The organism is Moorena bouillonii PNG, from assembly GCF_001942495.1.
Lineage (GTDB): Bacteria > Cyanobacteriota > Cyanobacteriia > Cyanobacteriales > Coleofasciculaceae > Moorena > Moorena bouillonii.
In genome coordinates this window covers 2,192,555-2,206,607 of the sequence record NZ_MKZS01000001.1, presented here as the reverse complement: position 1 = coordinate 2,206,607, position 14,053 = coordinate 2,192,555, and the positions used below count along the sequence as shown (strand labels likewise).

The window sequence follows — 14,053 nt, the reverse complement described above, 5'->3', positions numbered from 1 at the left end:
CATTTTTAGGGAGCAGGGAGCAGGGAGCAGGGAATAGGGAACAGGGAATAGGGAATAGGGAACAGGCAATAGGCAAGAGGCAATAGGCAAGAGGCAAGAGGCAAGAAGTAAAAAATCCTGTGTATCTCATTAGGATAGAAAGCGCTATAGTAAAAATCTGCAGGTTTGTGTAACGTTTTATTTCAAGATTCAAAATTTCTGCTTGTGACCAATACCTAAAGCGTGATCAAGTTACCATAGAGATACCCTTGAGCATGGCAAGAATGAGCTACTTTTAATGGCAAAAGATATCTACCACGAAACGGTTAAAACGGCTCTGATCAAAGACGGATGGGTGATTACTAACGATCCCCTAGCATTAGCTGTTGGAGAGGGAACCGTTTACGTAGATATGGGATCGGAGAAACTTTTTGCAGCAGAAAAAGGTCGGCGACGTATTGCAGTTGAGGTAAAAAGTTTTATTCGTCCTTCTCCTGTACAAGACCTAGAAAATGCCCTCGGTCAATATGTGCTTTATCGAGGTTTGTTAAAAGAATCAACAAACCATCGATATCGAACATTATATCTAGCGATTCGCAATGCAGTTTACTTAGATTTTTTTCAAGATAAAATTGCTCGAATTGCTATTGAAAACAATCAGTTTAATTTGCTAATTTTTGATGCAGAAGGAGAAGAAATAGTGCAATGGATAGATTAGATGAGTATTCCAAATTAATTCGAGAAATTCTAGAGCGTTACGCTCGGATTAGTTACAGTCACGGCGATATCCAAAGTTATGCCATTACTGATACTCTGAACAATCATTTTATGCTAATGGTTGTTGGCTGGGATGGCAAACGTCGAGTCCACGGCTGCATTACCCATGTTCAGATTATTGATGGGAAAATCTGGATTCAACGGGATGGTATCGAAGATGGCATCACTGAAGAACTTGTCGCTGCAGGGATTCCCAAATCAGATATTGTGCTAGGGTTTCACCCACCAGACGTTCGTCCCCATACTGGTTATGCAATCGCGTAGCGTGGCCATAGGTCAATCGATTTTTTCACTGGTTATCAACCAGGGGTGATTTCCGACTCTGAGATCAATCCGGTTTCCTCTCATTTCAAGCCAAACTGTGTCATCCTTTTAACCCCTTACTCTGTCTTGAAAACAGATGAAGGTATTGAGATTTTACTAGTTTACAATTCAATAAACAAAATAGTATAATAAAGGAAAATTAAATACATTTAATCTCTATAGCATTTCCAAATATATCATGAAAAATACTGCTAATTTTTCATAGCCAAACGCTATATAGTAATCAGATTTATCAAAAACTGAAATGGCGATTGGTCTGTGGCTACGCTACGGGAAACCATTAGCTGATTGCTCAATGATAGTACATTTGTATTAAAGTGTTGCTTCCTAGCTCCTGTTTTCTAATCAGCATCCATTTGTGGTCTGAAAATTTTTAGCCAGTCAATTTTTATGCATTATTCTTGGGTTAGTAAGTAGTAAAGTAATGTCAACCATCTGCGCCCAAACTTAAGTCAATATCAAGCCATCGGCACTTTCAAGAGTCTGCATCTTGACCCAAAGTTGCCCCTCAAGACTAAAATCATCTTGAGGAATTGACTTTTTGGCTCCTTGCCCCAATGGTGAAATTGTGAACCCCTTGATGAAGAGCAATGAGTGAATCTGAAAACCCCAATAACCTTCCCCTGCCTGAGTCTACTACCGAAATGGATAACCAGGATACTAAGAAGCAAGATCAGCAGCAGACCGACCATAACCCAAAAATGCTCAGCTTCGCACCAGTACCTGATGATTTCACAATCGTATCTGATGATATAGATAATCTTATTGAACAGTCAATACTAGAACAGACTATAGAATCACTGCTTACCACCATGGCATCATCAGTTACAGAAACGGATACTGATGGTACTGATGATACTGATAACACTGATATTGACACTGAGATAGCTGATGTTTCTGAGGAACAGTTAGCCAAAGATGGTGAATGGTTTGGCTTAGCTCAAAAACTGCGCTTGGACAATCATCGCTTACAGCAGCAAGTGACTCAGCTGCAGCAAGCACTCCAGGAAAAACAGCAGGAGTTAAACGGACAAGCTAAGCAATTGCGAGAGTACGACAAACTCCTGTCCACAAAAGATCTGGAACTGAATACAGTTCAAGACCAATTAACCCGTTTGTTCCACACTCTAGAATCATCCCATCAATCCGGTCAACGCCAGCAAATTTTGGTCGAAACCTTATCAGAACAGTTACAAAGCTCTCAGGATCAAGTTGTCAGACTCGAGCAGGACTATTCCCAAACCCAGCAGCGCTACAACGAACAATCTCATCAGCTGGTGCAATTGAAAGATACCTGTCGAGAACTTAGAACCCGTCTATACCGACAACAACAGCAAACCTTGCAATTTAAGGTAGCCTTAGAAAAGTGTCTGGAAATGCCTGCCTCTGAGAGTTCTGTAGTACAACAGCAAGAGAGTCGCAGCATCATTGCTCAGCAATCTCTACTACAAAAAGCCCAGCCAATTAGACCCTGGTCTGCCGACCCAGAGTTATTTGCAGAAGAATTTATTTTTAACAGTACTGGTAATTCTCCTGCCCAGTCTGAATCTACCACAGAAGCATTATCGGTTGACAGCAGCCAACCTAACCAAATTGATCCTATATCCCCAGCAGATGCTTTAGCATCAGGTGAAACTCAGGGAATCTCCCCTGAAAATGTGACCGCCAAAGAATTAGAAGTAGCACAACAGTTAATTGAACAAATGTCTGCCCTGGCAGAGGAATTTGGGTTGTCCGAGTTGCCATCAGAGTGGGCTGATACCAAAGTCGATGGCAGATCAGAACTAGAAACCACACTAGAAACCACTAACTTAGATGAATCTGACCAAACCGTTGTATTGACTAGTGACCCTGAGCAAACCAGTAGGTCAGAGCATACTCAGACCTTGGAGCCTGAAGCCAATCCATCGAGTCAGGAATTCCCAGAAGGTATCATAGAGGCTGAGTCACAGTCAAATCAAACCAATGACCTATTTCCGTCTCAGGGTCAGTCGCCATCACCAGTACTCTATCCCCTACGTCCCTCCAAAGGGCGCAAATCCTTAGCCTCTATTGAATTACCAAGATTTCCCCGTTATCGTTCTTCCTGAGATTGACCCATAGATTAGGTTCGATGACACAATAGTTTCTGATACTGATATATTAAAGAATTTAAAGTTCTGTAACCTCTGGCGCAAGACTATCAAAACCCTGCGGTAAACTAGCCCTTGATCCTTAAAATTCCCTGTCGTTTGCCTGAAACGCCCAAAGATCGAACCTAGGCAAAGATAATCCTGGTGGAATCATCGGGAATATACCCAATTTTCCCAAGGAGACAGGTAAGCGGTTTTTCCGCAATGTCCGATAAAAAAATGTAGGAGTTCTTAAATCAATGTCTCATAGCGTTAAAATTTACGATACCTGTATTGGTTGCACCCAATGTGTTCGGGCTTGCCCTCTAGATGTATTGGAGATGGTTCCCTGGGATGGCTGTAAAGCTGGTCAGATTGCCTCTTCTCCTCGTACAGAAGACTGTATTGGTTGCAAGCGGTGCGAAACGGCTTGTCCGACTGACTTCTTGAGTATCCGGGTTTATCTGGGAGGTGAAACAACTCGCAGCATGGGCTTGGCTTACTAAGCATTAACCTAGGAATCTATCCGATGTTGACGGTTGACCGTTGATGGTCAACCGTTGACGGTCAACCGTCAACACAGGACAGTCCACTCTTAGCACGGCTATAGTTTGAGTATTATGCTTACTGACTAAACTCAATACTATGTGTGGAATTGTCGGCTATATCGGTCCGCAAATCGCTACAGAAATTTTAATGGCAGGATTAGAGAAACTCGAATATCGAGGCTATGATTCTGCTGGAATTGCTACAGTCTCGGAAGGGGACGTTCATTGTGTGCGTGCTAAGGGAAAATTGCACAATTTGCGGGAAAAACTGGTACAAATAGAAAACCAGGCACGCATTGGCATTGGACACACGCGCTGGGCAACCCATGGTAAACCGGAAGAGTATAATGCTCACCCCCACATGGACATGGCAATGCGGGTGGCAGTGGTACAAAATGGCATTGTTGAAAACTACCGGGAATTGCGGGAGGAATTGATCCAGCGGGGACATGAATTCCGCTCCGATACCGATACAGAAGTTATTCCCCATCTAATTGCTGAGTGTTTACAGCAAAATTCTGCTTCTTCCTCTTCTTTCTTCTCTCCTTTCTTAGAAGCAGTGCGGCAAACAGTGAATCGATTAGAGGGAGCTTTTGCCCTAGCTATCCTTTGTGCTGACTATCCTGATGAATTGATTGGAGTGCGGCAACAGGCTCCTCTGATTATTGGGTTTGGTCAAGGGGAATTTTTCTTTGGCTCAGATACCCCAGCATTGTTACCCCATACCAGGGCAGTATTGAACTTAGACAATGGGGAAATCGCACGGTTAACTCCCCTAGGGGCAGAAGTTTACGACTTTGAGGGTCGTCGCTTGAATAAGTTCCCCCGTACCCTCAGTTGGAACCCCTTTCAAGTGGAAAAGCAGGGATTCCGACACTTTATGCTTAAGGAAATTTATGAGCAACCAGGGGTAGTGCGCAACTGTTTCGAGCGGTATCTCAATAGTAATTGGCATGCTAATCCTACACAGACAGAGGCAGACCTGCCTAATTCCCCAGTTCAGTTAGGCATACCGGAGTCACTGTACGAGGATGTAGAACAGATTCAGATTCTGGCGTGTGGGACCAGTTGGCACGCTAGTTTGGTGGGTAAATATTTGTTGGAGCAGTTGGCAGGAATTCCTACCATGGTGCAGTACGCATCTGAGTTTCGTTATGCACCAGGTCCGTTAACTAAGAATACCCTAACTATTGGGGTAACTCAGTCTGGGGAAACTGCTGATACCTTAGCAGCACTGGAGATGGAAAAACACCGTCGCAGTGGATTAGACCCTCTGTATCAGCCCCGACTGCTGGGAATTACGAATCGACCAGAAAGTTCTTTGGCTCAGTTGGTGCCTGATGTGATTGATACCCAGGCAGGGATTGAAATTGGGGTGGCGGCTACTAAAACCTTTGTGACCCAGTTAGTGGCCTTTTATTGTCTAGCGCTAGAGTTAGCCTACCGACGTAATACTCTCGCCCCTGAAAAAATTCAAGCAATTATGGCAGGCTTGCGGCAATTGCCTACTCAGATTGAGCAGATGCTGGAAAGTCAAGAAAAGTATATTGAAGAATTAGCCCATGACTTTGCGGAAACCCAAGACTTTATCTTTGTAGGACGGGGGATTAATTTTCCGATTGCTTTAGAAGGGGCGCTGAAACTTAAGGAAATTAGCTATATTCATGCTGAAGGCTACCCAGCTGGGGAAATGAAGCATGGTCCGATAGCTCTGCTGGATGCTAAGGTGCCTGTGGTTGCGATCGCAATGCCTGGTACTGTCTATGAAAAGGTAATTTCTAATGCTCAGGAAGCTAAAGCCCGGGATGCTCGGTTGATTGGGGTGACACCGAGCAATGGCAAAGAGGCGATGGATATCTTTGATGATTTGTTACCTGTACCAGAAGTGGAGGAGTTGCTTTCACCAATTCTGGCGGTGATTCCGTTGCAGTTGTTAGCCTATCACATTGCGGCAAGGCGAGGGTTGGATGTGGATCAGCCCAGGAATTTGGCGAAGTCGGTGACTGTGGAATAGATTTCTTTGTTGACTGCTGAACGGTGTTGCTTAAACCCAGGGACTAGTTAGGATTTGTAAATGCGATCGCATTTTGTGTAGGCATTTTGCGATCGCATTCCGTCCCTCAAATTAATCCAATTAGGACTTACCCATCAAGTCGGTAAACTTGAGGAAAAACTATGACCGTTACTATACCCATCAAAGCTATCCAACTCACACCCGGTAGTACTATTACTATAGATAACCTTAAATGGCAAGACTTTGAAACAATTCTTGACGAACTTGGGGAAAAGCGACGAGTGCGGCTGACCTACTATCAAGGAAATTTAGAAATCATGTCCCCCCTTGCCATTCACGAAAGACCCCACCGGATTATTGCCGATATTGTTAAAGCCATATTAAACCTACAGGGGCGCGACTGGGAAGATTTTGGTTCAACTACCTTTAAACGTCCTGAAATTGCTGGTGTTGAACCGGATACCTGTCTTTATATTCAGAATGCTCCTCAAATGCGAGGCTGTACTCACATTGACTTAGACATTTATCCACCCCCAGACTTAGCCATTGAATCTGATGTTACTTCAAAAACAACTCTTGAGGTTTATGCAGCTATTGGTGTTCCTGAAGTATGGATTTATAGCAAACAACAACTTAGAATTTACATCATCAAAGATGGAAATTATCAAGAAACGTCGCTCAGTCCAACCTTTCCCAATTTATCCTTAACTACACAGATTCCTCAACTCGTAGAACAGGCAATTAATCAAGGAACAAGCCGAATGTTAAGGGAATTAAAAAGTCAACTTTTTCATTCCAAATAACTCTTACTTCTTGCTAAGCAATTCCATCACATACCTCCCCAGCTGCCATCCTTTATATCCGTATATCCGTTACCCACTATTGCCAATCATCCCTCACTCACACAAGTCCCCACTAAACAAGCTCGATCCAAATTAACACCACTCAAAGAAGCTCCATCCATCTCAGCACAAAGCAAATTCGCCCCACTGAGATTACTACCAGATAGATTAGCTCCACGGAGATCGGCCTCTTCCAGATTTGCTTCACTTAAGGTTGCCCCTTGTAAATCGGCCTGAGACAAATCTGCTCCCTTCAAATTCGCACTATTAAGATTAGCTCCTCGCAAATCTGCCCCTCGCAAATCCACTCCTTGCAAATTCACCCCCATCAAATTGGCACCACTTAAAAAAGCACCGGTAAAGCAAGCCTGACTCAACTTAGCCCCCATCAAATTAGCGCCTCGGAGATTACCACCCCGCAAATCCGCACTACTCAAATCCGCCTGCATTAAGTTAGCACCAAGCAAATTCGCCCGTAAGTCAGCAGATTCCAGTTTGGCACCAATTAAGTTAGCACCATCGAGACGAGCACCATTCAAATTAGAGCCAGAAAAATTCACCCCCACAAGTGTTGCACCAGCAAGATTAATTTTTTCCAATTGGCTACCGGAAAGATCCTCATCTTCCAAATCTGCTCCTGGCAGTTGCTTTACTTTCCCCGCCCGAATTGCTTCAATCTCCATCAACCAGATAACCTTGAACTGTTCATCCTTCAACCTACCCTACACCAGACCCCTGGGCAAGAACAACCTTGGCCAAAAGGCCACGCGCTTCGCAGCAAAGCGGGACTTTGTCCATCGCGTTCAACCTTCAACCTTCAACCTTGATAACCTTCAACCTTGATAACCTTCAACCTTGATAACCTTCAACCTTGATAACCTTCAACCTTGATAACCTTCAACCTTGATAACCTTCAACCTTGATAACCTTCAACCTTCAACCGTTACTCTTTCCTCAGATAAGGAATCAAGCAACCACATCCCTGAAGGAATTTTAGGCTGATTAGCTTGCAAACTCATACCCTGCTGCATTCCCATCACTATCAGTCCCAGGGTTTCCACCAGTTTAGGGTCAAAGGCTTCCCCTGACAATGCCTGACAGTTTCTTAGAGCTTGAGACAGAGCATCCTCCTCAGATTTATAGGTATTGAGTTGCTGCTGAAAATAAGCCATCAGCCTCAAAATCCTCGATTCCAAGGGAATGTTATCGTAAGCTAAGCCATCCGGTTGTCCTGAACCATCCCAGGATTCGGTTTGGTGGGTAATAATGTTAGCGACAGCCTGCAATCGAGGCATAATCCGTAACACCGATCCCCTCGGAAGAGATTCCTGCTTCTCGATCACCTCTTTCTGAGCAGCTGACTTAGGGGGTAGTTCTATCTTGACCCCCTGCAAGGGAGATAGACGGTGCAAGAGTGCTGCCAGACTTAAACGTTTCAGTTGCCATGCTGGTAAATCCAGCAACTGGCCTATAGTCTCAGACAAGCTTTTTACCTCAGCGCCAGCGTTGGGATTGACAGCATCCGCTTGGTCAATTAGCTGAGCCATACGCAAGAAAGCTTGCATTTCATTAGAAACGAGGTTATCGTCTAACACCTGAACATGGCTCGGGGAGGTATGGGACGGTAACTCTTGTTGACCTTTCTGAAGATAGTTCACGACCCGATTCACCACTGCCCCAATATAGTCTCGTGGCCTGGTGCTGTCGATCATCTGTTGAAGTTGTGCAGTTAAGCTGGCTTGCAAGTCTGGGTTATAGTTACCTATGTGAGCGATCGCAAACTCCACGGTCTCCCTTACCAAGTCTGGCTCAAATGTCCAGAATCCATAGAATTTGCGCTCCCGGTCCTGCTCTGGCAGTCCTTGAGTTCCATAATCCGACTCAGATAATTCTTGACATAACACCATTGCTGTGTATGTCTCGGAAATAATAATCAAGTGCCACTCTTGAGCTACAGGATCGGAGGACTCTAAACTAACTAGGGCAACATTCGACCGCTGACTGGTGGGATGTTCAGCAAAGCCAGCATCCGGTGCGGCCATGATCACCACCTGAGATGATTTCAGCGCTATATCGCCATAGCGTTCAGCTTCCTCAAGATACCATTTGCCCCGCTGGAAGGCCGTAATCATTAGTGGAGCACTGTCCGACTCTAGGATAAAGTCTTCTAGGGCATGGCACAGCGATACTAAGGTATTTTTGTAATAAACTCCAAAGCTTAGAGGTTTTTTGGTGCCGCGATGGGCTTGTTCTAGTTTTTGTAATATCGAACCTGAGCGCATGGTTACTAAAAAATTGTTAATTAAATTTTGTTATTTAAACTTGTTAATTTAATTTTGCCATTATCCCTTTCTAGTTATTTAAACTTACTAGTTTTTTTTCTTGGTGTTTATTTGGTAATATTGGGGCAGTGAGGGCTGCTTCTAATGGAGCCACTCCTAGTCTTTCTTCAAGGATTTTCATCACTTCACGCCCAAAATCATTAGAATTTTGCCGCCAAGCTTCCAGACAAACTTCACCAAAGAAAGACCCTAGGGGTTCGGGATTCCATAGGAGTTTCTTGGCTGTCCAGGGCATCAGACTCATGGGATCATAGTCCCGGTTGAGGATAGTTTTGTCAAAGGCGTACTGTTCTAAATGGGTATGGGGTTGTAGACCAATGAAGAAGATGGCTGGTTCTACTTTATCCCTACCAAATATTTGCTCTAGTTCCCGGTGATAGGCAATAGTCTGACGAATGGTGTCAAAGGTTTCATCGATCACATTGAAAGAATAGTTGACGGAAACTAGGTCATTGAAGCCAGCTGCTTTTAAATCACGACAGTTTTGCAGTACGGTGCGTAGGTTATAGCCCATGCGCATTTTCCGCACCAGTTCCTGAGAACCACTGGTAATCCCGATTTCAAAGTAATTCATCCCGGTTTTTACCATCAGGTCGCATAATTCTGGGGTGAGATTGTCTGCCCGAATGTATGCTGCCCAGTTAATGTCGCTCATTCCAGCATCAAGGATTTTCTGCAACAGTTCAACCGCATCACCAATGAATTTTTTGGCAGGAATGAACTGAGCATCAGTGAACCAGAACTTGCGGATGCCTCGGTCATAGAGTTGGCGCATTTCTGCCACCACTTCATCTGCCGGGTTAATCCTTACCTGTTTGCCTTCTACAACGGTATAGATACAGTAGCAGCAGTTATGGGGGCACCCACGCTTGGTTTGAACTCCAATGTAAAAGTCGTTCTGTTGGAAGTAATAATCAAAGCTCGGCCAGATGCTTTGAATATAGTCGTAGTTGCAAGCAATTTTTTCAATGGCAGTGGGAGACTCATGGATCATGCGATCGCGTGGCTTAGCTTGCCCTACCACATAACAGCGCTGATCATCGAAGTCCTGACCCCGGAGAAGTTTCGTGAGTAAGGTTTCCCCTTCTCCAACGGAAACGATGGTTCCAGTTGGCAGTTTATTTTCCAACTGCTCATAGAATACACTAACTGCTCCACCCCCCACAATCAGGCGAGCGTCTGGGTTATATCGTTTAGCTCGTTTGAGTCCTTGTTTGATTAACCCCAAGTTCCCCCACAGTTCGCCATAGTAAGAGGCAGCTAAACGCAGACCCCCCAGCGCTCCCCGTAATTTCACCAAGGGATTGCCAGCATAGTAAAACTCAAAGGCATTTTGGAGCGGGTTACCACCCCTACCACCCACTGGAGCATAGATTTGAATGTCGCGCCAGGAAAATACCAACAGGGTTGGTTTAAACTGGTCTATCTCAGTATCCAAGGCGCTGCCAAAGTCTAGGGGAGGTACAGTTCCCAAGTCAAAAATGCGCTGTTCTACATCCGGGAACTGTTTATGAACATGGTCAGCTAAATAAACCACCCCGATCGGAAAGATTGGATTACACGGAAGGCGAACATATAGTATTTTCTGTTCCATTGGTAACTGTTTATAGTAATGATTTTTTGTTATTATAAGTTTTTTTTATCAGGAAGGTTAGTTTGGGTTATTCTTGACCAATTCCGTTCGCGTAGCGTGGCCCAAAGGCCAATTAAGCTCAAGATTTCAAGGCAGATCTATACCTAGAGTTATAGCTAGAGTTATAGACAGATTTATCTACCGCCGTTTTCTCTACTTTGAGACTACGGCGGGCAGAACTTACCAAGGGTGGGCAACAATTATGAAATTGGTGTTTACATATCTTAACTTTACCAAAATTAGGGACTTACCTCAAGCGTATGGTAGTTTTGTCTATAGGGATCAAAAATCAGCATAAAGTCATCTAATAGAGTAAAGTCATATAATAGGGTTTATAGAGTGAGCATTACACCTGAATGATGCTGAATATCGCTAAAACCAGCAAATAATCCTAAATAATCCCAATAATCAGCATATTAACGGTGTTTTGTTGGTGATCGGCTGAGGTAAACTCCAATAATTAGTAGCCATGTTTACAGCTCGCCGGAATCATCAATGCTACCTTGGTGTTTGTAATAAATTAACCTTTAGAGAATTAATAGATATGACACAAGTTTTTGATCCTATTCCTTCAGATAGCCAAGATTCCCTTCTGTGCTGCTATGTGAACGCTACTAGCCAGATCCAGATTGCTAGAATAACTAATATACCTAACTGGTACTTTGAAAGAGTTGTTTTCCCAGGGCAGCGCTTAGTTTTTGAAGCACCGCCACAGGCTCTTCTAGAAATACATACGGGGATGATGGCAAGTTCTATTCTCTCAGATACCATCCCTTGTTACCGCTTATTGTTTAGCCAAAGTGGTAATGCTTATGGCTATGCTGTTTCCGCCGAATCAGCCAAACCTGCGGATATCAAAGCACATCCAGAAACAGTTGATAGTGAAAGAGTTTTAACTGAAAAATTGCCTACGCTCGTTAGCGCGGTCTAGTTACTATAATCTATACGTTGGGGTTGCTTACAACAGGAGCAACCCCTTTTTCATGTTATGTTTTATCACCCCATCACCCTGTGAATCTCCCTTCTTTTCTCTGGCTCTGGAAAATTGCTGCTTGGTCAATGGGTTTATCCCTCTTTGCCTATGTACTCCTGGCAATCACCGGCAGCATTGCGTTTTATCAACGTCACTCCGGACGCCCACGACCGACTTGGTTACGCCCTTTGCACTACATCATTGGCTGGATCATGGTCGCTCTAGTCTTGGTTCTGCTGGGAATTGGTTTAGTAGGGACCATCGGCCATTACGGTCATCTAGGTCATTCAGCCCACTTAATTGCTGGATGGTCTGTGGTAGCACTGGTGTTGCTCTCAGCCTTTAGTGCTACCCAAATAAGTCCTCGACAACCCTTAGCAAGGGCTGTTCACGTTGCTACCAACATTGCTTTGCTAGTCGGATTTACCTGGGTTTCCCTGACTGGTTGGGAAGTTGTCCAGAAATATATTAGGCATTAGGCAATCGAAAGTTGAACGTTGAGAGTTGAAAGTTGAAAGTTGAAAGTTGAAAGTTGAGAGTTGAAAGTTGAAAGTTGAAAGTTGAAACTTTAAGGTTATCTGTCAGCCATGGATAGCTTTACTTTGCCGATGGACGATTTTCAGAGCGATAAAAAGGCTTCTTGACCACAACGGCTGGATAGGATTTACCCCGGATTTCTACTTCCAGCTGCTGTCCAACTTTGCCCAACTTTTTGGGAACATAGGCTAGTGCGATCGCATTTCCTAAGGTTGGTGCTAATGTACCACTAGTGACAACTCCTACCACCTCACCATCAGCTAGGACTGGGTAACCATGGCGAGCAATCTGCCGTCCTTGCATCTGGATCCCAACTAGCTTGCGTTCGATCCCCGTTGCTTTTTGTTGCTCTAGCACCGAGCGTCCGATGAAGTCTCCTTTGCTATCAAGATGCACTAGCCAACCTAACCCAGCTTCTAAGGGTGTAGTGGTATCATCTATATCTTGTCCGTAGAGTGCCATTGCCGCTTCTAGGCGCAGGGTATCTCTGGCACCTAAACCACAGGGAGTGACACCAGACTCTAAAAGTGTCAGCCACAGCTCTATTCCCACATCTGGGTCTAGCATCAGCTCAAATCCATCTTCCCCCGTGTAACCGGTTCTAGCAATAAATGCCGGTTTTCCCAACACCGTTGCCTCTAGATGTCCAAACGCTTTGACTGGTGCTAAGGCTTCTTTGACAAATGGCTGAAGATGTGATATAGCTAATGGTCCCTGTACTGCGATCAACACTTTGGATGTTGAAAGGTCTTGTAAGGTAACTAAGTCAGCATCCAGGTGACCTAACAACCAGTCTTTGTCTTTGGTGCAGGTTGCTCCATTAACAATCATCATCCCCCGCTGCTCCCCAGACTCCTCCTCACCTTGGTAGTAGAAGATAATGTCATCAATGATGCCACCATTCGGATTTAACAACACCGTGTATTGAGCTTGACCTGGTTGCAAGCGGGTTAAATCTGAAGGTACTAGAGACTGCAATTGCTCCCGTAGTTGCTTACCATGAAAAGCAAACTTACCCATATGGGAGATGTCGAAAATTCCGACAGCAGTTCGTACTGCAGCATGTTCTTTTTTCAAGCCGCTAAATTGTACTGGCATTTCCCAACCCGCAAAAGCTGTCAAGCGGGCATTTTGTGCTACCACCTGGTCAAATAGGGGAGTGCGAGCCAATTTAGGGGTTTCGGATTGGGACTCTGGAGATCCTGGGGAATTTGCCACGGGTTTTAATAATGGTGTTCAGTTATCAGGTTAGTGTAGCATCTATCTGCTATTATCAGATCCGTTCCCGTAGCGTCTGCGTAGCACAATGTGGAATGGGCATCTTGCCCGTGTAGCACAATGTGGAATGGGCATCTTGCCCGTTACAATTTCGCGTTTTATTAACAACAGTTGGTAAACAGTTGGTAAACGCGCCACTTTTAAATTTATCACCATTAAGCTACTATATTGTATTGGTAAACACTATCCCACTACTATGAACAAGAAAGTAATTTGGTATATCAAATCTCAAGTTGGAGTTCTGCTTTTTCCCTTAGGTTTATGCTTATTTGGAGAAGCCGTTTCTAAAAGAATTGAAGGAGAGCCTTGGTTTTGGTTAGGAACCTTAAGCTTAGTGGTGATTAATGCTGGGATTGGTTTAATGATTGAAAGTGGATTGATATCGGGTTTTCCTAGGGATAACGTTGCCAAAGACGATTCCAAAGAATCAGTTCTAAAGACTGAATAAAGGCTTTATCTAAGCATTCAGCATTCAGCGGTCAGCGGTCAGCGGTCAGCGGTCAGCGGTCAGCGGTCAGCGGTCAGCGGTCAGTGGTCAGCGGTCAGCGGTCAGCGGTCAGCGGTCAGCGGTCAGCCATTCGCAAAGCGTGGCCATAGGCCAAGGCCTTTAGCTGTTCCCGTAGCGTGGGCGTAGCGCTTAAGCTGATAACTGATAGCTGATAACTGATAGCTGATAGCTGATAGCTGATAGCTGA

General features: G+C 44.5%; 14 protein-coding genes. 10 read left to right on the top strand and 4 right to left on the bottom strand.

The window, feature by feature from the left end; translation table 11 throughout:
* Positions 1-277 precede the first annotated feature (277 nt).
* The 6 genes from BJP37_RS09210 to BJP37_RS09185 all read left to right on the top strand — a co-directional run bounded on the left by BJP37_RS09210 (position 278) and on the right by BJP37_RS09185 (position 6,556).
* Positions 278-697 (top strand): element excision factor XisH family protein, encoded by a 420-nt coding sequence (locus BJP37_RS09210; RefSeq protein ID WP_075898205.1) that lies wholly within the window; start codon positions 278-280, stop codon positions 695-697.
* Positions 685-1,020 (top strand): XisI protein, encoded by a 336-nt coding sequence (locus BJP37_RS09205; protein ID WP_075898203.1) that lies wholly within the window; start codon positions 685-687, stop codon positions 1,018-1,020. Before BJP37_RS09210 ends, BJP37_RS09205 begins: the two co-directional genes overlap by 13 nt.
* A 650-nt stretch (positions 1,021-1,670) precedes the next feature.
* Entirely contained in the window at positions 1,671-3,170 is a 1,500-nt protein-coding gene (locus BJP37_RS09200) for a hypothetical protein (RefSeq protein ID WP_075898201.1), read from the top strand.
* Between the two features lie 281 nt (positions 3,171-3,451).
* Positions 3,452-3,697 carry a photosystem I iron-sulfur center protein PsaC gene (psaC, locus tag BJP37_RS09195; RefSeq protein WP_075898199.1) on the top strand — a complete coding sequence of 82 codons (246 nt, stop codon included), beginning with the start codon at positions 3,452-3,454 and terminating at the stop codon, positions 3,695-3,697.
* Positions 3,698-3,836: 139 nt separating this feature from the next.
* Positions 3,837-5,753: a glutamine--fructose-6-phosphate transaminase (isomerizing) gene (gene glmS, locus BJP37_RS09190; protein WP_075898197.1), complete on the top strand. Its 1,917-nt coding sequence runs from the start codon at positions 3,837-3,839 to the stop codon at positions 5,751-5,753.
* A gap of 161 nt (positions 5,754-5,914) precedes the next feature.
* Complete coding sequence (locus BJP37_RS09185) at positions 5,915-6,556, top strand: Uma2 family endonuclease (protein WP_075898195.1); 642 nt, start codon at positions 5,915-5,917, stop codon at positions 6,554-6,556.
* A gap of 86 nt (positions 6,557-6,642) precedes the next feature.
* Here BJP37_RS09185 and BJP37_RS09180 read toward each other — a convergent pair whose 3' ends face one another.
* Positions 6,643-7,278: a pentapeptide repeat-containing protein gene (locus tag BJP37_RS09180; protein WP_075905925.1), complete on the bottom strand. Its 636-nt coding sequence runs from the start codon at positions 7,276-7,278 to the stop codon at positions 6,643-6,645.
* Between the two features lie 13 nt (positions 7,279-7,291).
* Between BJP37_RS09180 and BJP37_RS38820 the strand changes: the two genes are divergently transcribed.
* On the top strand, positions 7,292-7,438 hold the full coding sequence (locus BJP37_RS38820) for a hypothetical protein (protein WP_158069498.1): 147 nt from the start codon (positions 7,292-7,294) through the stop codon (positions 7,436-7,438).
* An 86-nt stretch (positions 7,439-7,524) separates the two neighbouring features.
* Here the strand turns inward: BJP37_RS38820 and BJP37_RS09175 are convergent, their stop codons facing one another.
* Entirely contained in the window at positions 7,525-8,877 is a 1,353-nt protein-coding gene (locus BJP37_RS09175; protein WP_075898193.1) for a DICT sensory domain-containing protein, read from the bottom strand.
* Between the two features lie 70 nt (positions 8,878-8,947).
* Positions 8,948-10,531: a photosystem II high light acclimation radical SAM protein gene (locus BJP37_RS09170; RefSeq protein ID WP_075898191.1), complete on the bottom strand. Its 1,584-nt coding sequence runs from the start codon at positions 10,529-10,531 to the stop codon at positions 8,948-8,950.
* Between the two features lie 583 nt (positions 10,532-11,114).
* On the opposite strand from BJP37_RS09170, the gene BJP37_RS09165 reads away from it, so the two are divergent.
* Both BJP37_RS09165 and BJP37_RS09160 read left to right on the top strand, forming a co-directional pair.
* Positions 11,115-11,501 (top strand): DUF1830 domain-containing protein, encoded by a 387-nt coding sequence (locus tag BJP37_RS09165; protein WP_075905923.1) that lies wholly within the window; start codon positions 11,115-11,117, stop codon positions 11,499-11,501.
* 80 nt (positions 11,502-11,581) lie between these two features.
* Positions 11,582-12,022, top strand: a complete 441-nt coding sequence (locus BJP37_RS09160; RefSeq protein WP_075898189.1) for a DUF4079 domain-containing protein — start codon at positions 11,582-11,584, stop codon at positions 12,020-12,022.
* Positions 12,023-12,140: 118 nt separating this feature from the next.
* Here the strand turns inward: BJP37_RS09160 and gcvT are convergent, their stop codons facing one another.
* Positions 12,141-13,298 (bottom strand): glycine cleavage system aminomethyltransferase GcvT, encoded by a 1,158-nt coding sequence (gcvT, locus tag BJP37_RS09155; RefSeq protein ID WP_075898187.1) that lies wholly within the window; start codon positions 13,296-13,298, stop codon positions 12,141-12,143.
* Positions 13,299-13,554: 256 nt separating this feature from the next.
* Here gcvT and BJP37_RS09150 point away from each other — a divergent pair, with 256 nt between their 5' ends.
* Positions 13,555-13,806, top strand: a complete 252-nt coding sequence (locus BJP37_RS09150) for a hypothetical protein (RefSeq protein WP_075898185.1) — start codon at positions 13,555-13,557, stop codon at positions 13,804-13,806.
* Positions 13,807-14,053 lie beyond the last annotated feature (247 nt).